General features: G+C 62.6%; 26 protein-coding genes. 19 read left to right on the top strand and 7 right to left on the bottom strand.

Annotation, left to right across the window (positions count from 1 at the left end):
• Nucleotides 1–382: 382 nt before the first annotated feature.
• The 6 genes from CO670_RS12895 (at nt 383) to CO670_RS12920 (ending at nt 4477) form a co-directional block, all read left to right on the top strand.
• Nucleotides 383–1558, top strand: a complete 1176-nt coding sequence (locus tag CO670_RS12895; protein WP_097590596.1) for a cell wall hydrolase — start codon at nt 383–385, stop codon at nt 1556–1558.
• A gap of 272 nt (nt 1559–1830) precedes the next feature.
• Nucleotides 1831–2169, top strand: coding sequence for an AtpZ/AtpI family protein (locus tag CO670_RS12900; RefSeq protein WP_097590597.1), 339 nt, complete (start codon nt 1831–1833; stop codon nt 2167–2169).
• A gap of 63 nt (nt 2170–2232) precedes the next feature.
• Nucleotides 2233–2985, top strand: a complete 753-nt coding sequence (locus CO670_RS12905; RefSeq protein ID WP_097590598.1) for a F0F1 ATP synthase subunit A — start codon at nt 2233–2235, stop codon at nt 2983–2985.
• A gap of 67 nt (nt 2986–3052) precedes the next feature.
• Complete coding sequence (locus tag CO670_RS12910; protein ID WP_003588243.1) at nt 3053–3280, top strand: F0F1 ATP synthase subunit C; 228 nt, start codon at nt 3053–3055, stop codon at nt 3278–3280.
• Nucleotides 3281–3358: 78 nt separating this feature from the next.
• Nucleotides 3359–3982: a F0F1 ATP synthase subunit B gene (locus CO670_RS12915; protein WP_097590599.1), complete on the top strand. Its 624-nt coding sequence runs from the start codon at nt 3359–3361 to the stop codon at nt 3980–3982.
• Between the two features lie 3 nt (nt 3983–3985).
• On the top strand, nt 3986–4477 hold the full coding sequence (locus CO670_RS12920; protein ID WP_097590600.1) for a F0F1 ATP synthase subunit B: 492 nt from the start codon (nt 3986–3988) through the stop codon (nt 4475–4477).
• 409 nt (nt 4478–4886) lie between these two features.
• Here the strand turns inward: CO670_RS12920 and CO670_RS12925 are convergent, their stop codons facing one another.
• Nucleotides 4887–5576, bottom strand: coding sequence for a ribonuclease HII (locus CO670_RS12925; protein WP_097590601.1), 690 nt, complete (start codon nt 5574–5576; stop codon nt 4887–4889).
• 256 nt (nt 5577–5832) lie between these two features.
• On the bottom strand, nt 5833–6990 hold the full coding sequence (locus CO670_RS12930; protein WP_097590602.1) for a PA0069 family radical SAM protein: 1158 nt from the start codon (nt 6988–6990) through the stop codon (nt 5833–5835).
• A gap of 140 nt (nt 6991–7130) precedes the next feature.
• Here CO670_RS12930 and CO670_RS12935 point away from each other — a divergent pair, with 140 nt between their 5' ends.
• Entirely contained in the window at nt 7131–7649 is a 519-nt protein-coding gene (locus CO670_RS12935; RefSeq protein ID WP_097590603.1) for a glycosyltransferase family A protein, read from the top strand.
• Between the two features lie 182 nt (nt 7650–7831).
• Complete coding sequence (locus CO670_RS12940) at nt 7832–8146, top strand: hypothetical protein (protein ID WP_097590604.1); 315 nt, start codon at nt 7832–7834, stop codon at nt 8144–8146.
• A gap of 38 nt (nt 8147–8184) precedes the next feature.
• On the opposite strand, the gene moaB is transcribed toward CO670_RS12940, so the two are convergent.
• From moaB to CO670_RS12960, 4 genes are all read right to left on the bottom strand, one after another.
• Complete coding sequence (moaB, locus tag CO670_RS12945) at nt 8185–8736, bottom strand: molybdenum cofactor biosynthesis protein B (RefSeq protein WP_097590605.1); 552 nt, start codon at nt 8734–8736, stop codon at nt 8185–8187.
• The gene (locus CO670_RS12950; RefSeq protein ID WP_097590606.1) at nt 8736–9620 is read right to left on the bottom strand and encodes a 4-(cytidine 5'-diphospho)-2-C-methyl-D-erythritol kinase; all 885 of its coding nucleotides are present in this window, start codon (nt 9618–9620) and stop codon (nt 8736–8738) included. The genes moaB and CO670_RS12950 overlap by 1 nt, the downstream gene beginning before the upstream one ends.
• A gap of 12 nt (nt 9621–9632) precedes the next feature.
• On the bottom strand, nt 9633–11465 hold the full coding sequence (locus CO670_RS12955) for a tetratricopeptide repeat protein (protein ID WP_097590607.1): 1833 nt from the start codon (nt 11463–11465) through the stop codon (nt 9633–9635).
• Between the two features lie 133 nt (nt 11466–11598).
• On the bottom strand, nt 11599–12615 hold the full coding sequence (locus CO670_RS12960; protein ID WP_088688704.1) for a polyprenyl synthetase family protein: 1017 nt from the start codon (nt 12613–12615) through the stop codon (nt 11599–11601).
• A gap of 108 nt (nt 12616–12723) precedes the next feature.
• Between CO670_RS12960 and CO670_RS12965 the strand changes: the two genes are divergently transcribed.
• Together CO670_RS12965 and CO670_RS12970 are read left to right on the top strand one after the other, a co-directional pair.
• The gene (locus tag CO670_RS12965; protein ID WP_097590608.1) at nt 12724–12951 is read left to right on the top strand and encodes a DUF2007 domain-containing protein; all 228 of its coding nucleotides are present in this window, start codon (nt 12724–12726) and stop codon (nt 12949–12951) included.
• Nucleotides 12952–12958: 7 nt separating this feature from the next.
• Nucleotides 12959–13735, top strand: coding sequence for a methyltransferase (locus CO670_RS12970; RefSeq protein ID WP_097590609.1), 777 nt, complete (start codon nt 12959–12961; stop codon nt 13733–13735).
• Here the strand turns inward: CO670_RS12970 and CO670_RS12975 are convergent.
• Nucleotides 13732–15072 (bottom strand): Nramp family divalent metal transporter, encoded by a 1341-nt coding sequence (locus tag CO670_RS12975; protein WP_097590610.1) that lies wholly within the window; start codon nt 15070–15072, stop codon nt 13732–13734. The two genes, CO670_RS12970 and CO670_RS12975, sit on opposite strands and share 4 nt — an antisense overlap.
• A gap of 185 nt (nt 15073–15257) precedes the next feature.
• On the opposite strand from CO670_RS12975, the gene CO670_RS12980 reads away from it, so the two are divergent.
• From CO670_RS12980 to CO670_RS13020, 9 genes are all read left to right on the top strand, one after another.
• On the top strand, nt 15258–16118 hold the full coding sequence (locus CO670_RS12980) for a S49 family peptidase (protein WP_088678514.1): 861 nt from the start codon (nt 15258–15260) through the stop codon (nt 16116–16118).
• An 18-nt stretch (nt 16119–16136) separates the two neighbouring features.
• Nucleotides 16137–16328, top strand: coding sequence for a hypothetical protein (locus tag CO670_RS12985; RefSeq protein WP_088678513.1), 192 nt, complete (start codon nt 16137–16139; stop codon nt 16326–16328).
• Between the two features lie 336 nt (nt 16329–16664).
• Nucleotides 16665–17621, top strand: a complete 957-nt coding sequence (locus CO670_RS12990) for a glycine--tRNA ligase subunit alpha (protein ID WP_097590611.1) — start codon at nt 16665–16667, stop codon at nt 17619–17621.
• A complete protein-coding gene (locus CO670_RS12995; RefSeq protein ID WP_097590612.1) occupies nt 17618–18169 on the top strand; it encodes an AAA family ATPase in 552 nt (183 codons plus the stop codon). Before CO670_RS12990 ends, CO670_RS12995 begins: the two co-directional genes overlap by 4 nt.
• Before the next feature lie 61 nt (nt 18170–18230).
• Complete coding sequence (locus CO670_RS13000; protein ID WP_003588211.1) at nt 18231–18782, top strand: LemA family protein; 552 nt, start codon at nt 18231–18233, stop codon at nt 18780–18782.
• An 85-nt stretch (nt 18783–18867) separates the two neighbouring features.
• Nucleotides 18868–20130, top strand: coding sequence for a 3-phosphoshikimate 1-carboxyvinyltransferase (locus CO670_RS13005; RefSeq protein WP_097590613.1), 1263 nt, complete (start codon nt 18868–18870; stop codon nt 20128–20130).
• Between the two features lie 38 nt (nt 20131–20168).
• Nucleotides 20169–22103 carry a DUF2207 domain-containing protein gene (locus CO670_RS13010; RefSeq protein WP_097590614.1) on the top strand — a complete coding sequence of 645 codons (1935 nt, stop codon included), beginning with the start codon at nt 20169–20171 and terminating at the stop codon, nt 22101–22103.
• Between the two features lie 65 nt (nt 22104–22168).
• Nucleotides 22169–23452, top strand: a complete 1284-nt coding sequence (gene purD, locus CO670_RS13015; RefSeq protein ID WP_097590615.1) for a phosphoribosylamine--glycine ligase — start codon at nt 22169–22171, stop codon at nt 23450–23452.
• 93 nt (nt 23453–23545) lie between these two features.
• Nucleotides 23546–24007, top strand: a complete 462-nt coding sequence (locus CO670_RS13020) for a plant virulence effector HPE1-like domain-containing protein (RefSeq protein ID WP_097590616.1) — start codon at nt 23546–23548, stop codon at nt 24005–24007.
• The last annotated feature ends 57 nt before the right edge of the window (nt 24008–24064 follow it).

A 24064-nucleotide genomic window follows, 5' to 3' on the forward strand; every position in this document is an offset into this window, starting at 1 on the left:
ATCCAACAATCAGCGCAAATTGAACATGCAAGGGGCCGCACGGCACGCCCTTCATTGCCCTTCGCTTGCGCTCAGCGCATCGCTCCTGTCGTCGCTCACCCCCTCATCTGCCTGCCGGCATCTTCTCCCCGCTGGGGAGAAGGGAGTTGCCGTAGCGCCTTCGTCCCCTTTTTCCCGAGCCAGAGTAAGAGATTGGACGAAGTTGCTGTTTGGTCCGTCACCGGGGACTTGCACCGCCGCCCATACGCAAGGAGAACACCACCAGCATCAGAATATCCGAAACCGCGCATGGTCACATTCCGGCACGCTCCGTTAACCAGACATCAAGGTTAATGCGGGATTTATAGGGGAATGTTCCCGCGTCCCATGCCCGGAGTTCGTGTTGCGTCGAAAGAGCTCTTCCCGTAGCAAGCTGCGTCTTCTTCCCGAGAACTGGGTGTCGCCTGTCATCTTCGGGCTCGCCGGCTGGCTGATTTTTCCGAGTGTCGCATCCCATGCCGATCTCGCCGCCATGCTTGCCGGTCTCGACCGGGAAGGGGAGAACTGGCGCATGGTGCTGACCAATTCGCCGGCCGGCTCCATCCATCAGGCTGAATTGGCTTTTGCTGATCCGGCGGTGACGGGTTCGATCTCTTCAGGCGCCGGCATGGTGCTGGCGGATGGCCGCAAGGTTGCTTTTACTGCCAAGGACAAGGGCCACGAGGACACCCCGGACGAGGATCGCGTCAACCGCGGCACGAAGAAGGGCCGCATCGTCGCGGTCGAGAAGATGCAGCCGCCGAAGGACTTTTCCGCCGGCTCCATCCTCGAGCGCACGAAAATGCTCTTCACGCCGAGCCTCGACCTCAAGGACAGGTCGGCCTTCGTCAAGCCGAAGATCCTGGGCAAGGAAATCGAGATCGCCACCTCCTTCTATAGGAAGCAGCCGGTGATGCCGGATCGCGGCGTGCCTGCGATGCTGGCAAGCCTGATCACCAGCAGCAAGGCGGACGTGCTTGCCACGGCCTATGCGCCGGCAGCACCCGATTATTCCCGCCAGTCGCCGTTCGATTCCATTCTGGCCGATCAGCAGAGCGGCCGCTTCGTGCCCGAGATCGGCCCGCGCGATCACGCCTGGGCCGCGAGCGTGCTGTCGCCTGATGTCTTTTCCGCCCGCGAGCAGCAGTGCCTTGCTTCCGGCATCTATTTCGAGGCGCGCGGCGAATCGGTGAAAGGCCAGGCGGCCGTCGCGCAGGTCATTCTCAATCGCGTTCGCAACCCCGCCTATCCCAAGACGATCTGCGGCGTCGTCTATCAGAACGAGGATTGGCGCAACCGCTGCCAGTTTTCCTTCGCCTGCGACAGCATCAAGGACCGGGTGAATTCGGAATATCACTGGCGAGTCGCCCGCGACGTGGCAATGGCGGTGACGGCAGGCAAGATCTGGCTGCCGCAGGTGGGCTCGGCGACGCACTATCACGCCGTCTACGTTCGCCCGAAATGGGCCAAGACCATGGAAAAGGTCGGCCGCATCGGTCTCCATGTCTTCTATCGCACCTATGGCGGCGGCTGGAGCTGAGATAAACCGCCCGGGCGAAGCCGTTTTCCGGCCAGGAAAAGCGGATTCTTTCAATCGAATTTGCCCGATCGCTCAGAAATCGGCCTAACGCTTTGATTCGGCAGAATTATTTTCTGGCTGGACAGAAGCTGTCTACGCCTTGACTATACTAATCCCTAAAACTATGTTGCGCGCGACTTCAGAACGGGCCGGAAGGTTCTCAACCTTCGCGTCCTAAGTCCGAATGACCGGGGTAGCGGGAGTGCGGGCGACGGGCAGGCGAGGAGAGATCCATGGCGGACGACCGCGAAGAAAGTCTTGAAAAGCGCCGTGCGCAACTGGGAGCGGAACTCGCGACCAAGCGCATCGAGGCAGGAGAGGACAGGGCCAGGGAAGCCAACGCTGAGGAAAGCCGTAAAGGCTATGCCCAGGCGATGAAGCTTTCCAGCGAGTTCATTTCCGCCATCGTCGTTGGCGCCTTGCTCGGCTATCTCTTCGACCGTTTTGTCGGCACGGCGCCTTGGGGTTTGATTGTACTTCTGCTTCTCGGATTTTGTGCCGGCGTTCTGAACGTGCTGCGTTCCGCGGGAAAGGTGTCTCATCCCCTGGAGCGCGAGGACGGCAAGAAATAAGGACCGGTTCCCGGTCCAGTGCAATGACCCCGCGTCCTGCGGGCCAAAGAGAGAGAACCTGCGGTGTCTAACGATCCGACTCATCAGTTCCTGATCCAGAAGATTGTGCCGATCGAAATCGGCGGAATTGATTTTTCGTTCACCAATGCGTCGCTCTTCATGGTCGCCTCGGCAGCTGCTGCCGCCGGCTTCCTCTATTTCTCGACCTCGAACCGCGCCATCGTGCCGGGCCGCTCGCAGTCGGTCGCGGAAATGTCCTATGAATTCATCGCCGGCATGCTGAAGGAAGGCGCGGGCAAGCAGGGAATGAAGTTCTTCCCGCTGGTCTTCTCGCTCTTCATGTTCGTTCTGACGGCCAATCTACTCGGCATGTTCCCGTACTTCTTCACGGTGACGAGCCAGATCATCGTGACCTTCGCCCTTGCCTTGCTCGTCATCGGCACGGTTCTCGTCTACGGTTTCTACAAGCACGGCTTCCACTTCCTGAATGTCTTCGTGCCCTCGGGCGTGCCGGGCATTCTGCTGCCGCTGGTCGTCGCGATCGAAATCATTTCCTTCCTGTCCCGTCCGATTTCGCTCTCTGTTCGTCTTTTCGCGAACATGCTCGCCGGTCACATCACGCTGAAGGTGTTCGCAGGCTTCGTCGCCTCGCTCGGAGCCCTCGGTGCCGTTGGTATCGGCGGAGCCATTCTTCCCCTCATCATGACCGTCGCCCTGACCGGTCTCGAGTTCCTCGTTGCCTTCCTCCAGGCTTACGTCTTTGCGGTGCTGACTTGCATGTACCTCAACGACGCGATCCATCCGGGCGGGCACTAAGGATAACGACATCGACGTCAAAGGGCGTCAGTCATTCGCCGCAACAACCATTTCAAAGGAGTTCAACATGGAAGCGGAAGCAGCAAAGTTCATCGGTGCAGGTCTGGCTTGCTTTGGTATGGCCGGTACGGCTCTCGGCCTCGGCAACATCTTCGGCAGCTACCTCTCCGGCGCTCTGCGCAATCCGTCTGCCGCTGACAGCCAGTTCGGCCGTCTGGTATTCGGCTTCGCCGTTACGGAAGCTCTGGGCATCTTCTCGCTGCTCGTCGCTCTCCTCCTCCTCTTCGCCGTCTGATATCGGCGGATAGATGGATCACGGCCTGCTGACCGCAAGCCGTGATCCTTTGCATTTGCAGTCCACCTGGAGGTGAGCATGTTTTTTGTGACCCCGGCTTACGCTGAAGAAGCACCGGCGGCAGCGACCGGCACGGATGCGCATGCCGCTCCGGCCGCAGGCGAGGTCCATACCGAGACCGGCGTTGCCGAAGGCGAACACGCCCGCGGCCCGTTCCCGCCCTTCGATTCGACGACCTACGCATCCCAGCTGCTCTGGCTGGTGATCACGTTCGGCGTCTTCTACCTCCTTATGCAAAAGGTCATCGCGCCGCGCATCGGGGCCATTCTCGATCAGCGCCACACGCGCATCTCCCAGGATCTGGAAGAGGCAGGCCGCCTGAAAGCGGAAGCCGACGCTGCTGTCGTGACCTATGAAGGCGAGCTGGCCGCTGCCCGCGCCAAGTCGAATGCGATCGGTTCCGCCGCGCGCGACGCCGCCAAGGTCAAGGCCGAAGCGGATCGCCGCGCCGTCGAAGCGAGCCTGTCGGAAAAGATCAAGGCTGCCGAAGCCCGGATCTCCGATATCAAGGCGAAGGCTTTTGCCGATGTCGGCACCATTGCCGAGGAAACGGCCGCTGCCGTCGTCGAACAGCTGATCGGCGGCACGGCCGCCAAGGCAGATGTCGCCGCCGCCGTCGCGGCCGCCAAGAAGGAGGCTTGATCAATGGAATTTCACCTTGACGCGACTTTCTTCGCTTTCGTCGGCCTCGTCCTGTTCCTGGCGCTGGTCGTCTACCTGAAGGTTCCGGGCATGATGGCAAGGTCGCTCGACGACCGCGCCGATCAGATCCGCAATGAGCTGGCGGAAGCCAAGCGCCTGCGCGAGGAAGCCCAGCATCTGCTCGCCGAATACCAGCGCAAGCGCAAGGAAGCGGAAGCCGAAGCGGCCCACATCGTTGCCGCCGCCGAGCGCGAAGCAGAAATGCTGACCACTGAGGCGAAGAAGAAGACGGAAGAATTCGTCGCCAACCGCACCGCGCTCTCCGAGCAGAAGATCAAGCAGGCCGAAGCCGATGCGATGAAGGCGGTCCGTTCCGCCGCCGTCGATCTGGCAATCGCCGCCGCCGAAACCGTGCTTGCCAAGCAGGCGGACGGCAAGGTCCAGTCCGAGCTCTTCGGCAACGCTGTCGGGCAGGTCAAGACGCGGCTCAACTGAGCGGTATCGAATAGAATGAGTGAAAGGCCGGGCATGTCCCGGCCTTTTTCGTTGAATGCTCGGTCTCGCCGGTCCTTCGGACGCCCGCTTGCGGGCGAAGAGACAGTCCGCTCCCACTCGATCCCCTCTTCTCCCCAGCGGGGAGAAGGTGCCCGTAGGGCGGATGAGGGGGCGGCGAAGCCGGTCTTTTCCAACAACGTTCTTACGTGCCGTTGTCGTCTCGACCATGCTCAGGGCGCTGGGCGCTATTGTTTAGCGTCGCGGAGGTTTTCAGTGAGTGTATGTGCCGTGCGGCCCCCTCATCCGCCTGCCGGCACCTTCTCCCCGAGGGGAGAAGAGATCATGCCGTGCCGTCACCGTTCCTTGCGCTGCCTCCGGCAGTCCTGGCTTCTTATTCTCTGTGGGCGACCTATCCCGGAATCAGCCCATCCGTCTCAGGACCATCCTCACCCTTCCGCAACGGCCTGAAGGTCATCCGGTGCAGCGAGCAGGGACCGTGTTTCTCGATGCCGGCACGGTGCTGCGCCGTGCCGTAGCCTGCATGCGCGGCAAAGCCGTAGTCCGGAAAGACGTTATGCGCGCGCGCCATCATCCGGTCGCGCGTCACCTTGGCAACGATCGAGGCGGCGGCAATCGAGACCGATCGGGCATCGCCTTTGACCACGGCCTGTCCGGGGCAATCGAGCCCGGGCGGCACGTCCAGCCCATCCGTCAGCACGTAGCTTGCCGGAACGGCAAGACTGCAGATGGCGCGGCGCATGGCGTCGAGGCTCGCCTTGCGAATATCAGTCTCATCGATGCGCGTGGAGCTGGAGGAGGCGATGGAGACGGTAGCGGTCGCCAGGATCTGTGCGAACAGTTCCTCGCGCCGTTGCGCGGAAAGCTGCTTGGAATCGTTCAGACCTTCAGGGATGCGTTTCGGATCGAGGATGACGGCCGCAGCCACGACAGGCCCGGCCAGCGGCCCGCGGCCTGCCTCGTCGGCGCCGGCAACCGGCCAATGGCCAGCCTTGCGGGCTTTCAGTTCCAGACGGAAATCCGGCACGAGCGGAACCGTGTCGAAAAGCAGGGGAGAATCGGGTGGCGTGCGACGTTTCATGCGGCTGAACCTCGCACGCCAACCCGATTTCCCGCAAGTCCCCGGATCAGGGCGGCGGCCGGGGACGGTCCGGCGGATGGTGGCGGTCAGGGCCATCCGCGGGAATTGCGCTCGGGCTCGAAAACAGGGCGGTTTCTCGATGGGCCGATGCGCAAGCTTGAAGCAATTCCGGGAAAAGTAAGAAGATCCCCGAAGTTGATTGAAACAAAGGGTTTGAGCGGTCTGCGCTTCCCTGAAAGCCGAACCGCTCCAGCAATCAGAGCAGCGACAGCTGCACGCCGCTGCCGTCGGGCGGCACGAACAGATCGTCGCGCAACGGCACGCTGCGCCGCGTCAGCTCGAAGCGTCTCGCCGCCATTTCGAAGCGGCGCGCGATCTGCCAGGCATAGGGACCCGCACCCTTCATGCGCTTGCCGAATTCGGCATCGTAATCCTTGCCGCCGCGCATCGAGCGCACCAGCGACATCACATGCCGGTAGCGATCGGGATAATGCTGCAGCAGCCAGTCGCGGAAGAGCGGGCTGACTTCGAGAGGAAGCCTCAGGATGACGTAGCTCGCCTCCGCGGCGCCGGCGGCCTTGGCCGATTCGAGGATACGTTCCAATTCATGGTCGTTCAGCGCCGGAATGAGCGGGGCGGCCATGACAGCCGTCTGGATGCCCGCTTCGGCGAGCGCGTGGATCGTCTCCAGGCGCCGCGGCGGTGTGGCGGCGCGCGGTTCCATCGCCCGGGCAAGCTTGCGGTCGAGCGTGGTCACCGAGATGCCGACCCGCACCAGGTTTTTCTTCGCCATCTCCTGCAGGATGTCGAGGTCACGCAGGATCATCGCCGACTTGGTGACGATCGATACCGGATGGTTCGCCTTGTTCAGCACTTCGAGAATGCCGCGCATGATGCGCCATTCCTTCTCGATCGGCTGGTAGGGATCGGTATTGGTCCCGATCGCGATGACCCGCACCTTGTAGCCCGGCTTGGCGAGCTCCCGCTCCAGCAGCTTCGCCGCATCGGGCTTGGCGAAGAGCTTCGTCTCGAAGTCGAGCCCGGCGGAAAGCCCCATATAGGCGTGCGTCGGCCGCGCGAAGCAGTAGATGCAGCCGTGCTCGCAGCCACGATAGGGGTTGATCGAGCGATCGAAGGAAATATCAGGCGATTCGTTGCGGGTGATGGCCGTGCGCGGCTTTTCGACCTGCACTTCGGTCTTGAAAGGCGGCAGGTCTTCCAGCGTCTGCCAGCCGTCGTCGAAGGTCTCCCGCTGCAGCGCCTCGAACCGCCCTGTCGGGTTCAGCCCGGCGCCACGGCCGCGCCGGCGATCGACCTCGATCCTGAGGCCGGAGGAAACGATCATCGCATCGGCAATATCTGCCGTATTGGCAGGCGCGAATGCGGCCTGCCCTGCCAGGGACTGCTCTCTCATCGGATTCTCCCGCGGCGGAAGAGCCAGTGCTTCCGTCCGTTTTGATGATTAAATTCCTATCCGCAAAACGAGAACAATGCAAGAACAAAATATGGGAAATGCTGCTGGCGGAAATTTGGATGGCGCATTATAGATAGCCGATGTTGACGGTTGTTCTCGAATGTCAGGATCAGGAATCCGAGCTGGCCCAGACCCTGTCGGTGCTGGTGGCGGGCGCGGTGGAGGGGCTCGTGAGCGATGTGGTCGTGCTCGATCACGGCTCATCCGACGGCACCTCGCGGGTGGCGGACGCGGCCGGCTGCCGCTTCTATTCCAAATGGGATATCAAGGACATCGTCCGCTCAGCGCGCGGCGAGTGGCTGCTCTTCGTCGAGCCGGGCGCAAGGCCCCAGGCCGGCTGGATCGACGAGATTTCCGAATATGTTGCGCTGAACAAGCTGCCGGCGCACTTTACCGCCTCGCGCGGCTATCGGCGCCCTTTCTTCCAGCGCGTCCGCCGCGCCGCGCCGCCGCTGGAGCTCGGTTTGCTGATGCCGAAGCACCAGGCGCTCGCTGCGGCCAGAAGCGGTATGCGCCTTGCCGAATTCGTCAAAGGGCAGAAGCCGCGCAAACTCTCCAGCGAACTGATTCCCTCCTGGGTCGCCCGCGCCGCGCGGTGATGCCGCACCCCTCCCGTCGCTTCGCAAAAGATGGCGTCCGATACGATTTCGCGCTATAATTTCCGCATGGCGCCGTCGAAGCGCCTCGCTTCGTAACGGATGGCCATGGAATGCCGGTGGACGGCAGAACAGGTCAGCGGAAATCTCCTCTTCTGCCGGGCTCCGGCGAAAGGAGGTGCGTCATGGTACGCGGTATGATTTACGGCCTGCTGGCCGTCATATTGCCGATATCGCTGATCGCGCATCCGCATCCGGCTGCATCGCAGATGGTGCGCAGTTGCGCAGGCCGATCCGAGATCGTCAATTTCCTGGACAGAAATTTCGGCGAAAAGCTCACGGCAGTCGGATTGATCAATCAGAACGCCATTCTTGAGGTCTATGCCGCCGAAAGCGGCACCTGGACGCTCATCGTAACGGATGTTCACGGCATAAGCTGCTTCCTGCTGTCGGGTGACAGCTGGGATACCATGCCCGCTCTGCCGGGCATTGGCACATAGGCAATGGTGCCGTTGATCCGGCGCCGGTGCTGGCCGGCCTATTTCGCCGCGCCGCGTTTCAGGTGCTCGTCCAGCCGTGGCATGATCTCGACGAAATTGCACGGGGTGTGGCGATAGTCGAGCTGGGCTTTCAGGATGCCGTCCCAGGCATCCCGGCAGGCGCCCGGCGAGCCCGGTAGCACGAAGATGAAGGTGGAATTGGCAACGCCTCCGGTGGCGCGCGATTGGATGGTCGCCGTGCCGATCTTTTCATAGGAGATGCGGTGAAAGATGGCCGAAAAGCCATCCATCCGCTTTTCGAACAGCGGCTCCAGCGCCTCGGGCGTCACGTCGCGGCCGGTAAAGCCGGTGCCCCCCGTGGTGATGACGACGTCGATTTCGTCCCGCTCCGTCCACGCCTTGACCGTTGCGGCGATCTTCTCCCGATCGTCTGGCACGATCGCCCGGTCGATGAGCTTATGACCTGCCTCGGCGATTCGCGCCGCCAGCGTATCGCCCGATTTGTCGGTCTCCGGCGTGCGCGTATCGGAGACGGTGAGAATCGCGATGCCGACGGCGATGAAGGGCCGCTTCTCGTCCAGACCTGCCATCATGCGCCTCCCGGGATTGTTTCCGTCGCCTGGAAATACCAGTCGGGCCGCTTGCCGTGAAGGGCTGCCGCTACGTCGTTCGCCTCGGCCATGGTCGCAAAGATCCCGAAGCAGGTGGCGCCGGAGCCCGACATGCGGGTCATGACTGCGCCACGGGCCTGCAGCATGGCCGATATTGTTGCGATTTCAGGCACAAGCTCGCGGGCCGGCGGCTCAAGGTCGTTGCGGGCAGCGGCAATTGCCGCGAGCCAGCCTGCACTCTGAGATAGTTCCAGAGCCGGATTGTTCTTCGTCGTCAGCCGGCGGAAAACATCGGGCGTCGACACCCCTTTCAGCGGATTGGCGAGCACCATGGCAAAGGCCGGCAGATCAAGCACCGACTCGATCTTTTCACCGATGCCGCGGGCAATCAGCGGCCGGCTTTCAAGGCACATCGGCACGTCGGCGCCGAGCTTCAGCGCGAGCGCGGCAAGCCTCTCCTCGGGCAAGGTCGCGCCCCAGAGCCGCATCAGCCCGCGCAGCGTCGCGGCCGCATCGGCCGAACCGCCACCGATGCCGGAGGCGATCGGTAGGTTTTTTTCGAGGTGGATATGGACCGGGAAGGCGAGGGAGCCGAATTGCTCGCGCAGAAGATCGCGCGCCTTCAGCACCAGGTTCGTGCCACCGTCGTCGGCGAGCATCCCGCCGAAACGGCCGGACAGGGTGAAGGCATCGGCCTGCGACGGCGTAAACCCCAGGCGGTCGCCATAACAGGCGAAGGTCACCAGCATATCGAGCAGATGATAGCCGTCCGGCCGCTGGCCCGTCACATGCAGGGCCAGGTTGATCTTCGCGCGAGCCTCTTCGGTGACGCTGAACGCGCTGGCCAAGCCCTCGTCAGGCATGCTTCTCGCCCGTCAGGATTTCTTGTCGACGGGCGGCGGGGTGACGGGCGCCGGGTCCGGCTGCTTCTTGTCGGCCGCCTTGGCATCGTCGCTGACGGCAGGCAGGCCGTTGGCGATCTTGTCCTTAATCTTCGGGATTTCGGCTGCCTCGGGCTCGGAGCTGAGCGCCCGGTTCCACTGATAGACGGCCTCGAGCTTGCGTCCGACGCGCCAATAGGCGTCGCCGAGATGGTCGTTGATCGTCGCGTCGCCGGCTTTGATCTGGGCCGCCCGCTCCAATTCGTCGACGGCATCGTCGAATCGGTTGAGGCGGAAATAGGCCCAGCCGAGCGAATCGATGATGTAGCCGTCGTCAGGGCGAAGATCGACGGCCTTCTTGATCATGCTCAGGCCCTCGTCGAGGTTCCTGTTCATGTCGATCCAGGAATAGCCGAGATAGTTCAGCACCTGCGGCTGGTCGGGATTGAGCTCCAGCGCCTTGCGGAAGTTCGGCTCCGCCTGCTCCCACTTCTTCAGCCGCTCATAGGCAATGCCGCGCTGGAAGAAGACGCTCCAATTGGCGCGCCCGGGGAAGGGGCCGATTGCTTCGACGGCCTTGTCGTAGTTGACGGCCATCGCCTCGTAATCCTTGGCGTCGGAGAGAACGCTGCCATAGGCGAGGTAGCTGCGGATGTCCTTCGGATCGGAGGCAATCAGCGCCTGAAGGTGCTTGCGCGCCTCCTCCACCTTGCCGCCCTGGGCGAGGGCAAGGCCGAGCTGCAGCTCGGAGATGCGCCGCATCGGCGAATTCTCCGGCACTTTCTTGTAGAGCGAGATGGCGCGGTCCATCTGGTTCTGTTTTTCGGCGATGCCGCCGAGCAGCACCAGCGTATCGGCGCTGTTCGGATCGAGCGCATTGGCCGTCTGCAGGTAAAGCGAGACGATGTCCTCGGCGCCGTCGCGGTTCAGCGCGCCGCCAACGGAAAAGAGCACGCCGGCAGCCCCTTCTTCGGCCGTCTTGACCTGCTGTTCCTGCTTCTCGCCCTTCTCGATGCTATCGCGCAGCGCGTTCAGCGGTGCATAGTTCGGCAGCAGGTTGTCGCCGACGGAAACGGCGTCGAGCGCCTTCTGCTTGTTGCCCTGCGTGGCTTCCAGGCGGGCAAGCGCCATCACCGCACGCATGAAGGTGTCGGGCGCCGTAGCACCGCCTTCCTTGTCGAGCACGGCGTCGTTCAGATGCTGGCGGGCGGATTTCACATCGCCGGTGACGATGGCGATCGCGCCGGCATTATAGTTCTGGAAAATGCGGAACCAGTCCGGCCCCTTCATCTTCTCGACCGCGGTAAGCGCTTCCTTGCCGCGGCCGGCGCCGACGCGGGCCCAGGCGAGCAGAAGGTCGTTCATCATCCGGTCGAGATCGTTCGGACCCTTGTATTTCAGAATGGATTCGGCGGTCTTGTAGTCGCCGCGGCGCACGGCATCCATGCCGCGCACGATCGTGGTGATGCGCTCGACGGAGGGATCGCCCTTCAGGTCGTTGGCATAGTTGACGCCGTCCTTGATGTCGCCGTTGAGCAGCAGCGAGATCATCAGCCGCTGGCGAATCTCGGGATTGCCGGGTTCGATCTGCAGCGCCTTCTTGTAAAGCTCGATCGCCGTTTCGTAATCGTGATCGACATCGGCCGTGCGCGCGGCGAGGAAGGCGCCGGAAAAGGTTGTGACGCTGTCGGCATCGAAGCTCTCGGCCTTGCCGGCATCATCCGCCTTGGCCGCATCCTCGGCACTTACGCCGCCGACACTGCCGAGCGAAAGAACCGCCGCCAGCGCTGCGCCCGCAAGAAGACGGATGGCAAATCTCTGCCGCATTAGCAAACCTTTCTTCGAGAGCGTCCCGGCCATGGCGCCGGTCGCAAAACCAGTTGCGATCACTGATTCATAACAGGATGGCTTTTTTGAAGCGGCGCCGCAAGAAAATCAGACTGCGATCGAGGACGTTTGATCAGTTGACGCGTTCGATGCAGAAATCGATCACTTCCATCAGGGCGGATTTCCATACTGTGTCGGGAAGCGGTGCAAGCGCGTCCCGCGCGATCGTGCCGTAATGCACGGCGCGGCCGATCGTATCGCTGAGCGTCCCGTATTTGGTGATGAGCCCCAGCGCCTTTTCGAGATTGGCATCGCTGCTGTTGCCGGCTTCGATCGCATCGCGCCAGAAGGCGCGCTCATCCTCGGTGCCGCGGCGATAGGCGAGGATGACCGGAAGCGTGATCTTGCCCTCGCGGAAATCGTCGCCGACATTCTTGCCGAGATCGGCCGCCTTGCCGCCATAGTCCAGCGCGTCGTCGACGAGCTGGAAGGCCAGCCCAAGATTCATGCCATAGGATTTCAGCGCGTTGCGGCCGGATTTGCCGGCATCGGCGACGATCGGTCCGACTTCGGCGGCGGCGGCAAAGAGGGCCGCGGTCTTGGCCCGGATGACGGCGAGGTAATCGTCCTCGGTCGTCTCCATGTTCTTGGCGACGGACAGCTGCAGCACCTCGCCTTCGGCGATCACGCAGGCGGCGGATGAGAGAACGTCGAGCGCATCGAGCGAGCCGACATCGACCATCATGCGGAAAGCCTGGCCCAGCAGGAAGTCGCCGACCAGCACGCTGGCCTGGTTGCCCCAGATCATCCGCGCCGTCGATCGGCCGCGGCGCAGGTCGCTTTCATCGACGACGTCATCATGCAGCAGCGTCGCCGTGTGCATGAATTCGACCGACGTGGCGAGCTTGACGTGGTTCTCACCGCGATAGTCGAACAGCGAGGCGGCCGCCAGTGTCAGCATCGGCCGCAGGCGCTTGCCGCCGGAGGAAATCAGATGGTTCGCCACTTCGGGGATCATCTGCACGTCGGAGCCGGCCTTGGATAGAATGAGCTGGTTCACCCGCTCCATGTCGGCCTTGGTGAGATCGACCAATGGCTTTATGGATGCCAGTTTGTTTTTGCTTTCTTCAAGCGGTATGACCACGCCCAACGACCCGGACTCCTGTTCATTCATTGTAGCTGACAATAGAAAGGGGCGATGGGCGCGGCAAGGGGTGAATTGTCGCGCTAGGCGAAATTGGAAGGAAAACGACGGCAAATGCATGAACTTATCCGCGCCAACGACGCTGTTCTTCTCTCCTTTGCCGAGAGTTTGATGAAGGATGCGGGAATTCACTGCTTCATCGCCGATCAGGGCATGAGCGTGCTGGAAGGCTCGCTCGGCATGCTGCCGCGCCGCCTGTTGGTGGACGAGGAGATGGCCGATCAGGCGCGCCGCATCCTGATCGACGCCGGCCTCGGCGGCGAGCTGCGCGAGCGGAAGTGAGCAGGCGATGACCGGCAAACCCGCCGATACCGTCGATGCCTTCCATCGCGGCGCCTTTCATCTGGTGCAGCCGAAGGGCAGGGGCCATCGCTCCGGCATGGATGCGATGCTGCTTGCGGCCCTCGTCGCCGATGAGCGTCCCGTCCGGGTCGCCGATCTCGGCGCCGGTGCGGGTGCAGCCGGCCTTGCCGTCGCTTCTCGCCTTCCCAATGCGCAGGTGGTGCTCTTCGAGCGCTCTGCCGAGATGGCCGATTACGCCCGCCGCAGCATTCTCCTGCCTGAAAATGCGCATATCGCGGGCCGCGTCAGCGTCGTCGAGGCCGATGTGACGCTGACCGCCAAGGCGCGCAACGATGCCGGGCTTGCCGACGAGAGCTTCCACCACGTCATCATGAACCCGCCCTTCAACGATGCCGGCGACCGGCGCACGCCCGATGCGCTGAAGGCCGAAGCCCATGCGATGACGGATGGACTGTTCGAGAGCTGGATCCGCACGGCCGGCGCCATCATGATCCCGGGCGGGCAATTGTCGCTGATTGCCAGACCGCAATCGATCGCCGAGATCATCGACGCCTGCGGCCGGCGCTTCGGCGGCATTGAAATCACCGCCATCCATCCGCGCGAGCGCGAAAGCGCCGTCCGCATCCTGGTAACGGCTATCAAGGGATCGCGAGCGCGGCTGTCGCTGCGCGCGCCGCTCATCATGCATGAAGAGGGGAGCCACAAATTCTCCCCTCTCGTCGACGATTTCAACAATGGCCGGGCGGCATACGCCAGGCTTTAGCCGGTCACGAAGTCGAGGAGCAGCTTGATGTTGAGCCCCGCGATGACGATGGCGATCAGATAGGCGATGCCGCTCAGCCAGAGCGGCGACACGAGTTCGCCCATCTTGGCCTTGCTGGCCGTGAACATGACCAGCGGGAAGACGGCGAAGGAAAGCTGCAGGCTGAGCACGACCTGCGTCAGGATAAGGAGCTCCGCCGTGCCCTGGTCGCCGTACCAGATGGTGACGATCGCTGCCGGCACGATGGCGATGGCCCGCGTGATCAGGCGGCGCACCCAAGGCTTCAGCCTGATCTTGAGGAAGCCTTCCATGACGATCTGGCCGGCAAGCGTCGCCGTCACCGTCGAGTTGAGGCCGCAGCACAGAAGCGCGATACCGAAGAGCGTCGGCGCGATGGCGAGTCCGAGCAGCGGCGACAGCAGCGAATAGGCGTCACCCAGCTCCACCACGTCGGTCTTGCCATGCGCATTGAAGGCGGCGGCCGCGAGAATCAGGATTGCGGCGTTGATCAGCAGTGCGAAACAGAGGGCGACCGTCGAGTCGATCGTCGCATAGGTCAGCGCCTCCTTCTTCTCCGGAACCGTATGGCCGTAGGCTCGCGTCTGCACGATGCCGGAGTGGAGATAGAGATTGTGCGGCATGACGGTGGCGCCGAGAATGCCGAGCGCGAGATAGAGCATCTCGGGATTGGTGACGATCTCGGTCGTCGGGAAGAAGCCGGTGATGACGGCGCCCCATTCCGGATCGGCAAGGAAGATCTGGATGCTGAAGCACGTCGCGATGATGCCGAGCAGTGCGATGACGAAGGCCTCGACCCAGCGAAAGCCGAGCTTCTGCAGGAAGAGGATCAGGAAGACGTCGAGCGCGGTGATCAGGACGCCGAGTTCCAGCGGGACGCCGAAGAGCAGGTTGAGGCCGATCGCCGTGCCGATCACCTCGGCGATGTCCGTGGCGATGATGGCGATTTCCGCAAAGGCCCAGAGCGGCACCGAAACCCATTTCGGAAAGGCGTCGCGGCAGGCCTGGGCGAGATCGCGGCCGGAGGCGATCGCAAGGCGCGCGCAGAGCGATTGCAGCACGATCGCCATCAGGTTGGAAAGCAATGCGACGGTGAGCAGCGCATAGCCGAATTTCGAGCCGCCGGCGAGCGAGGTCGCCCAGTTGCCGGGATCCATGTAGCCGACGGCGACCATATAGCCCGGCCCCGCAAAGGCCGCCGCCCGGCGCCACATCGAACTGTGACGTCCGGTTCCCACCGTGCGGTAGACATCGGACAGCGATCCCTCTCCGCGTTCATGCCGCCAGCCGCTCTTTGTATTGGGATTCAGGATATCCATGCGATTTCCACCTGTTTGGCCATGGTCGCCACTATGATCATTAAGAATGATAATGCAAGTCATTCGCAACAAGAAAATCATCTCGCGGTTTTCAGGAACGCGGCCATTGCGTTTGTCGTTCCAGCGCATACATGGATGCCGATTGCGGTTTGAGCGATCGTGCGACCCGAAGCGAAGGATGGGAAATGGCCGGATTCTTGAGAAAGCTGATGCCGAAACGGTTCCGCAAGGATGGCGTCGTCATTCCGGTCGTCAGATTGCAGGGCGCGATCATGAGCGGCGGCGGCCAGTTCCGGCCGACCCTCAATCTCGCCAATGTCGCCCCGGTTCTGGAAAAAGCCTTCGCCATGAAAGATGCGCCGGCGGTCGCCCTTTCGATCAATTCGCCGGGCGGTTCGCCCGTCCAGTCCCGCCTGATCTTCACCCGCATCCGCGAACTCGCCCGCGAAAAGCAGAAGAAGGTGCTGGTCTTCGTCGAGGATGTCGCCGCGTCCGGCGGTTATATGATCGCGCTTGCCGGCGACGAGATCATCGCCGACGCCACCTCCATCGTCGGCTCGATCGGCGTCGTCTCCGGCGGTTTCGGCTTTCCTGAACTCCTGAAGAAGATCGGCGTCGAGCGCCGCGTCTATACTGCAGGCGAAAACAAGGTGATCCTCGATCCGTTCCAGCCGGAAAAGGAAAAGGACATCGAATATCTGAAGAGCCTGCAGCTCGAAATCCATCAGGTCTTCATAGCGATGGTGCGCGAACGCCGCGCCGGCAAGCTGACGGACGATGCGACGGTCTTCTCGGGCCTGTTCTGGAGCGGCACGCGCGGCCTCGAACTCGGCCTCATCGATGGCCTCGGCGACATGCGCCAGGAACTGAAGAGACGTTATGGCCAAAAGGCCAGGCTGGAACTCGTCACCGCCGGCCGCGGCCTGCTCGGCCGCCGCATTCCCGGCGTTTCGTCCGTCACACTCGACGGCGCCGCATCCAGTCTCGCAACGGGGCTTGTCGAAGCGGCGGAAGAGAGAGCATTGTGGAGCCGGTTCGGGCTTTGAGAGGAGCAAGAGAGGGACATGGCGCAGCTTATCACGATCCTGGTCCTGGTCTTTTCCGCCTGGTGGCTCTACCGCCGCTTCGTCTCCGATGCCCGCAAGCTCGCCGAGAAGTCGCGCCGCACGGAAAAGGAGCGCCAGACCGGCGCGATCGGCACGTTGGTCAAGGATCCGGTGACCGGCGAATACCGGCTGAAGCGGGATGGGGAATAGGCGCCGATTCTCCCTTCTCCCCAGCGGGGAGAAGGTGGCCCGAAGGGTCGGATGAGGGGGCAGCACGGCACGACATTTATTGCCCTTCGCTTACGCTCAGCGCATTCGCGGCTTTGCCGCTCACCCCCTCATCTGCCTGCCGGCATCTTCTCCCCGCTGGGGAGAAGGGATGTGCCGCGACCTATCCGTCCCTCACCGACGTCGTCACACCCTCGCCCCGTTTGCGGGCAGAGAGTCTCTCCATACAGGCCGGCCCACTCTTGCAAAAGCCTTGACCCCTGCGGCCCTCCATGGCACCAGTCGCGCCGATAATCCCTACGCAACCGGTGTCATCCCATGTCAGCTCTTCCCGACCATATGAACCCGAAGCGCTCGTTCCAGGCGCTGATCCTGACCCTGCATAGCTACTGGGCGGATAAGGGTTGCGCGGTTCTGCAGCCTTACGACATGGAAGTCGGCGCCGGCACCTTTCACCCGGCCACAACGCTGCGCGCCCTCGGCCCCAAGCCCTGGAAGGCCGCCTATGTCCAGCCGTCACGCCGTCCGTCGGATGGCCGCTACGGCGAAAACCCGAACCGCCTGCAGCATTATTACCAGTATCAGGTCATCCTGAAGCCGAACCCGCCCAACCTGCAGGAACTCTATCTCGGCTCGCTGGCGGCGATCGGTCTCGATCCGCTGCTGCACGACATCCGTTTCGTCGAGGATGACTGGGAAAGCCCGACGCTCGGCGCCTGGGGTCTTGGCTGGGAATGCTGGTGCGACGGCATGGAAGTCTCGCAGTTCACCTATTTCCAGCAGGTCTGCGGCATCGAATGCTCGCCGGTCGCAGGCGAACTGACCTATGGTCTCGAGCGCCTCGCCATGTATGTCCAGGGCGTCGACAATGTCTACGACCTGAACTTCAATGGCCGCGAAGGCGACGAGAAGATCAGCTACGGCGATGTCTTCCTGCAGGCCGAGCAGGAATATTCGCGCCATAACTTCGAATTCGCCAATACCGAGATGCTGCATCGCCACTTCGTCGATGCCGAGAAGGAATGCCGGGCGCTGCTCGATGCCGGCGCCCCCGGCGACAATGCCAACCAGCGCCTCCACAAATGCGTCTTCCCGGCCTATGACCAGTGCATCAAGGCCAGCCACGTCTTCAATCTGCTGGATGCCCGCGGCGTCATTTCGGTCACCGAGCGCCAGAGCTATATCCTACGCGTGCGCACGCTCGCCAAGGCCTGCGGCGAAGCCTTCCTGCTGACCGACGCCGGCGGCGTCAATCTGGGCAAAGAGGCGGCGTGACGCAAAAGCCTGCCAGCCGTATCGTCCACATCAACGGCTGGCCAGGCACCGGGAAGCTGACGGTCGGCCGTTTGCTGGCGAAAAAGCTTGGCGCGCGGCTCATCGACAATCACATTCTGCTCAATCCGGCCGAAGCGCTTTTCACCCGCAGCAACCCTCTGCATGCATCGCTGCGTGAGCAGATCCGGCGGGCGGTTTTCGACCACGCCGTGCGCGCCGATCCGGCTGAAAGCTTCGTTTTTACCGATGCTCTTTCCGATGACGAGCATGATAGTGCGATGTTCTCCTGGTATCTCGATCTGGCTGCCGCCAGAGGCGCGGATCTGGTCGCGGTTCTCCTCGATTGCGCGCCGGAGGAGAATGCCAGGCGCCTCGTCTTTCCCGGCCGATCCGAGGCGCTCAAGCTGACGGATACGGCGATGCTGCAACAGCTCCGGGCAAACTATAAATTGCTGCGTGGACTGGCTGAACACACAGTCGAAATTGACACGACGGACCTTTCGCCGGAGCGGACGGCGGCCCGAATTCTCGCGCATATCGCTGTTTGACGACAGTCGGGAATCCTGCATAGTCTTTGCGCAAACATTACTTCGTTGCAGAGGATTCGCGATGTATATTGCGCTTGGCGTCATCGTTTTGGTCGCACTCTATGTCGTCTTCATCTACAACGGCCTTGTTCGCTCGCGGCAGATGGCGGAAGAAGCCTGGTCCGGTATCGATGTGCAGCTCAAGCGCCGTGCCGATCTGATCCCGAACCTGATCGAGACCGTCAAGGGCTACGCCGCTCACGAAAAGTCGACGCTGGAAGAGGTGGTCGCGCTCCGCAACAAGGCGCAGGCCGTGCCGGCAGGAGATGTTGCCGGCAGGGCGCAGGCGGAAGGGCTGCTTGGCCAGGCGCTCGGCCGGGTCATTGCGCTCGCCGAAGCCTATCCGGATCTCAAGGCCAACCAGAATTTTGCTGAACTCCAGGCTTCGCTCGAAACCATGGAAGGCGAGTTGCAGATGGCGCGGCGTTATTACAACGGGGCTGCCCGCGATCTGAACGTCAAGGTCGAGAGCTTCCCCTCTAATCTCGTCGCCGGCCAGTTCGGTTTTGCCAAGCGCGAGTATTTCGAGATCACCAATGAGGCCGATCGCGCCGTCCCGAGCGTCAAATTCTGACGATCCGGCATTTTGCCTTTGCGAAAAAGCGAATAAGAGCAGGGGCAGATTGCGGCCGAAGGCTCGCCTATACGGAAGACTTAGCATGACACGCACAGCCAAACTCACGATCATCCCGCCGGCCAGGCCGCTTTCGGGCCGCGCCATGCCGCCGGGTTCGAAGTCGATCACCAATCGCGCACTGCTGCTCGCCGGCCTTGCCAAGGGCACGAGCCGGCTGACCGGCGCGCTGAAGAGCGACGACACACGTTATATGGCCGATGCGTTGCGCGCCATGGGCGTTGCGATCGATGAGCCAGACGATACCACCTTCGTGGTCACGGGCAGCGGCCGGCTCGCGCCGCCGAAGGCGCCGCTTTTCCTCGGTAATGCCGGCACGGCGACGCGCTTCCTGACGGCCGCTGCTGCTCTGGTGGATGGGACCGTCATCGTCGATGGCGATGAGCACATGCGCAAGCGCCCGATCGGCCCGCTGGTCGAGGCGATGCGCACGCTCGGCATCGATGTGAGCGCCGAGACCGGCTGCCCGCCGGTCACCGTTCGGGGCACAGGCCGCTTCGAGGCCGACCGAATCCTGATCGATGGCGGGCTGTCCAGCCAATATGTCTCGGCGCTGCTGATGATGGCGGCGGGCGGCGACCGTCCTGTCGACATCGAACTCGTCGGCGAGGATATCGGCGCGCTTGGCTATATCGATCTGACCACGGCGGCGATGAAGGCCTTCGGCGCCAAGGTCGAAAAGACCAGTCCCGTCACTTGGCGCGTCGAGCCGACCGGCTACCGCGCCGCCGATTTCGTCATCGAGCCGGATGCATCCGCCGCGACCTATCTCTGGGCCGCCGAGGTGCTGAGCGATGGCAAGATCGATCTCGGCGTGCCGAACGATGCCTTCACCCAGCCGGATGCCAAGGCCTACGACACGATCGCCAGGTTTCCGCATCTGCCGGCTGAAATCGATGGCTCGCAGATGCAGGATGCCGTTCCGACGATCGCCGTGCTTGCCGCCTTCAACGAGACGCCGGTCCGCTTCGTCGGCATCGCCAACCTGCGCGTCAAGGAATGCGACCGCATTCGGGCGCTCTCGACCGGGCTCAACAATATCCGCGAAGGCCTGGCCGTCGAGGAGGGTGACGATCTGATCGTCCATTCCGATCCTGCTCTCGCCGGCCAGCATCTGCCGGCCGAGATCGACAGCTTCGCCGATCACCGCATCGCCATGAGCTTCGCGCTCGCCGGGCTGAAGATCGACGGAATCACCATTCTCGACCCCGATTGCGTCGGCAAGACCTTCCCGGCCTACTGGCGGACGCTCGCCGCCCTCGGCGTGACATATCAGGACAAGGATTGAGGTAGCGCGCAGCCGAGGCTGCCGGCGGGGAGACAGGGATGAGGCGTCGGTTTTTCGGATTTTGTTTGGCCCTCATCTGGATGCTCGCCGCTCCGGCGGCCTTTGCCGCCGAAGTGATCGAGAGTTTCGACTCCTTGATCGTCCTCGAAAAGAACGGCGCGATGACGGTGGCGGAAACGATCACCGTCAATGCCGAGGGTAATCGCATCAATCACGGCATCTTCCGTGATTTCCCGCTCTATTTCACCGATGCCGAAGGCCGTCGCCGCAGCGTCGATTTCGACGTTGTGTCGGTCAAGCGCGATGGCAAGGACGAACCTTGGCATACCGAATCGATCACCGGTGGCATTCGCATCTATGCCGGTTCGGCCGATGTGACGGTAACGCCGGGCCGTCATCAATATGTCTTCACCTACAGGACCAACCGTCAGATCCGCTATTTCGACGATCATGACGAACTCTACTGGAATGTCACCGGCAATGGCTGGATCTTCCCGATCCGCGCTGCCGCGGCGACGGTGAAGCTGCCGCCAGGTGTCGCCGCCACCGAGACGACGTTCTTCACCGGCCCCGAAGGCGCGACGGAGAAGAATGCCCGGGTCGGCGAGACCAGCGCCGGCCTTCTGTTGTCCACGACTGCGCCGCTCGGCGCAGGCGAAGGCCTGACCTTCGCGATCCGTATGCCGAAAGGGTCGATCGATTCGCCGAGCGCGGACATGGAAGGCACATGGTGGCTCAAGGACAACCGCAATTATTTCATCGGTTTCGGCGGCTTGATCCTGGTTTTCGCCTATTATCTCAGATCATGGCTGAAGGTCGGCCGCGATCCCGCCCGCGGCGTCGTCGTGCCGCGCTGGGATGCACCGGATGGCATCTCGCCGGCGCTGGTCAACTATATCGACAATAAGGGCTTCTCCGGCGGCGGCTGGACAGCGCTTGCCGCCACCGCGCTGAACCTTGCAGTCCGCGGCTACGTCAAGCTCGAAGACCTGAAGAATTCGATCGTCATCCGCGGCACCGGCAAGCCGCTCGGCAAGGAGAAATTCCAGGCCGGTGAGAGCGAACTGCTGAAGGCTGCCGGCGGCGCCGGCGCGACGCTGCGGATCGACAAAGCCAATGGCGAACGGGTGAAATCCGTCGGCCAATCGTTCCGCTCGGCGATCGAGAAGGAGCATCGCGGCAAATATTACAACTCGAATCTCGGTTATACCGGCGGCGGCATCGCGCTCAGCGCCGCCGCTCTGGTGCTGCTGTTCGTCTACGGTTCGCTGGAGCCCGACACGATCGCGCTGATGCTGATCCCAATCGCCGTCTCGGTCTTTGTTGCCGTCTTTGCCGCCGGCCTGGTCAAATCGCTGCATCGCGGCGGCTCGCTGTTCGGCAAGATCATGGCCGTCATCGCCGCGGCGGTCGGCGTTTTCGTCGGTATCGGCATTCTGGCGACCATGGTCCTGATGCTCACCTCTTCGCTGGTGGAGCTGCACGAAACCCCGATGCTGTTTGCCGTCGGCGGCATCGTGCTCTTGAACATCCTTTATTTCTTCATCATGGGCGCGCCGACCCCGCTCGGCGCCAGGATGATGGACGGCGTAGACGGCCTGCGGCAATATCTGACGCTGGCCGAAAAGGATCGCATGAACATGGCGGGCGCGCCTGAGATGTCGCCGCAGCATTTCGAGACACTGTTGCCCTATGCGGTGGCGTTGGGTGTTGAAAAGCCCTGGTCGCGCACCTTTGAGACCTGGCTTGCGGCAGCAGCGGCCGGTGCGGCCGCGGCCTATGCGCCCTCCTGGTACTCCGGCAATTTCGACGGTGACAGTTTTTCCGATCGTGTCGGCGGCTTTTCCTCTTCGATGGCCTCGACCATCGCTTCGACGATACCTTCGCCGCCACCGTCGAGCTCATCCTCCGGTTTTTCCGGCGGCGGCTCGTCCGGCGGAGGGGGTGGAGGCGGTGGTGGCGGCGGCTGGTGAGCTTTCCCGCTTGACCTTTCCGCCCTTCGCCCTTAACCGCCAGAGGCAAAAGGAAAGGGTGGCGCATGAAGGTTCTGTTGATCGGATCGGGCGGACGCGAGCACGCACTCGCCTGGAAGCTGGCGCAATCGCCGTTGATGAGCGAATTCTACGCCGCCCCCGGCAATCCCGGCATTGGCGAACATGCCGTCCTGGTGCCGATCAACATCGAGGAACATGAAGCGATTGCTGCCTTCTGCCGGGAGAAGGCGATCGATTTCGTCGTCGTCGGCCCTGAAGCGCCGCTCGTTGCTGGCCTCGCCGACCGGCTGCGCGCCGATGGTCTGACGGTTTTCGGCCCTTCCGCCGCTGCCGCCCAACTCGAGGGCTCCAAAGGCTTCACCAAGGATATCTGCGCCCGCTACGGCATTCCCACCGGCGCCTACCAGCGTTTCAACAATGCGCCAAAGGCCAAAGCCTATATCCGCGCCCAAGGCGCGCCGATCGTCGTCAAGGCGGACGGCCTTGCCGCCGGCAAGGGCGTGACCGTTGCGATGACGCTGGACGAGGCGCTTGATGCGGTCGACGACTGCTTCGAGGGTGCTTTTGGCGCCGCCGGCGCCGAAGTCGTCGTCGAAGCCTATCTCGACGGCGAGGAGGCAAGCTTCTTCTGTCTCTGCGATGGAAAACATGCGTTGCCGCTGGCAACCGCCCAGGATCACAAGCGGGTGGGCGAGGGCGATACCGGCGTCAATACCGGCGGCATGGGCGCCTATTCGCCGGCGCCCGTCATGACGGCCGAGATGGTCGAGCGCACGATGAAGGAGATCATCGAGCCGACGATGCGTGGCATGGCCGAAAGCGGCCATCCCTTCTCCGGCGTGTTTTTCGCCGGATTGATGATCACGAAGAAGGGGCCGGAGCTCATCGAATACAATGTCCGCTTCGGCGATCCCGAATGCCAGGTCATGATGATGCGGCTGAAAAGCGATCTGCTGCCGCTGCTGCTCGCCACCGCCAACGGCACGCTCGATCAGGTGAGCGCCGAATGGAGCGACGATCCGGCGCTGACGGTGGTCATGGCCTCGAAGGGTTATCCCGCCGCTTATGAAAAGAACACGCCGATCCTCTCGCTGCCTGAGGCAGGCGAGGGGGAGAAGGTGTTTCATGCCGGCACGGCTCTCAAGGACGGCGCATTGGTCGCGACCGGCGGCCGCGTGCTGAACGTGACGGCGTCAGGCGGCACGGTCGCCGAGGCCAAGGACCGCGCCTATGCGCTGCTCGACAGGGTTTCCTGGGAAAACGGCTTCTGCCGACGCGACATCGGCTGGCGCGCGGTCGAGCGCGAAACAGCCTCGAACAAAGCATAATTTGTCGCCTTCCTTAAATTTTTACCTTTTGCCCTGACGGGATGGAAACAAAGCTGCGCTATTTTGCTCCTGAAGTGAGACGGAGTAGCTTTGATGCGGCAGATTTTCTTCGGTGCGGCAATCCTGCTGATGGCGGGTTCGGCGATGGCATCCTCTATAGAGGTGATCGGTACGGCTGCGCCACACGGTGACGGCAGCATCGTCAGCGAATCCTGCCCCAATTGCCCGCCGCTCCAGGCCGATGTGACCAAGAAGGATTATACCGTCCCGGAGCTGAAGCCCGGCGCCTTCCAGGCTACCGAAGTCCGCGATGTCGACGGCGAAAAGAAGATCTACCGCACCGAAAACTGGATGGGCGGCTCGCCCGTTCTCTTCGTCAGCAAGGCGACACCGGAAACGCAGCTTGCCGCCGAGCCTTCGGTCGTGCCGGCCGAGGGGATCGACATGAATGCCAAGACCGCCGCCGTCATCGGCAGCGATGCCAGGCACGTGGCAGCCGGCATGGTGCAACAAACGGCCCCTCTCGACGTTTCCCAGTTCAAGCTGCGGTTTTAAAAGTTCCCTGCCCCTGCCCGATCAAGGTTTCGATCGTTTGGGGTTCCACCTCGGTGG

Origin of the sequence: Rhizobium sp. J15 (assembly GCF_002531825.1) — a bacterium.
Classification (GTDB): Bacteria; Pseudomonadota; Alphaproteobacteria; order Rhizobiales; family Rhizobiaceae; genus Rhizobium.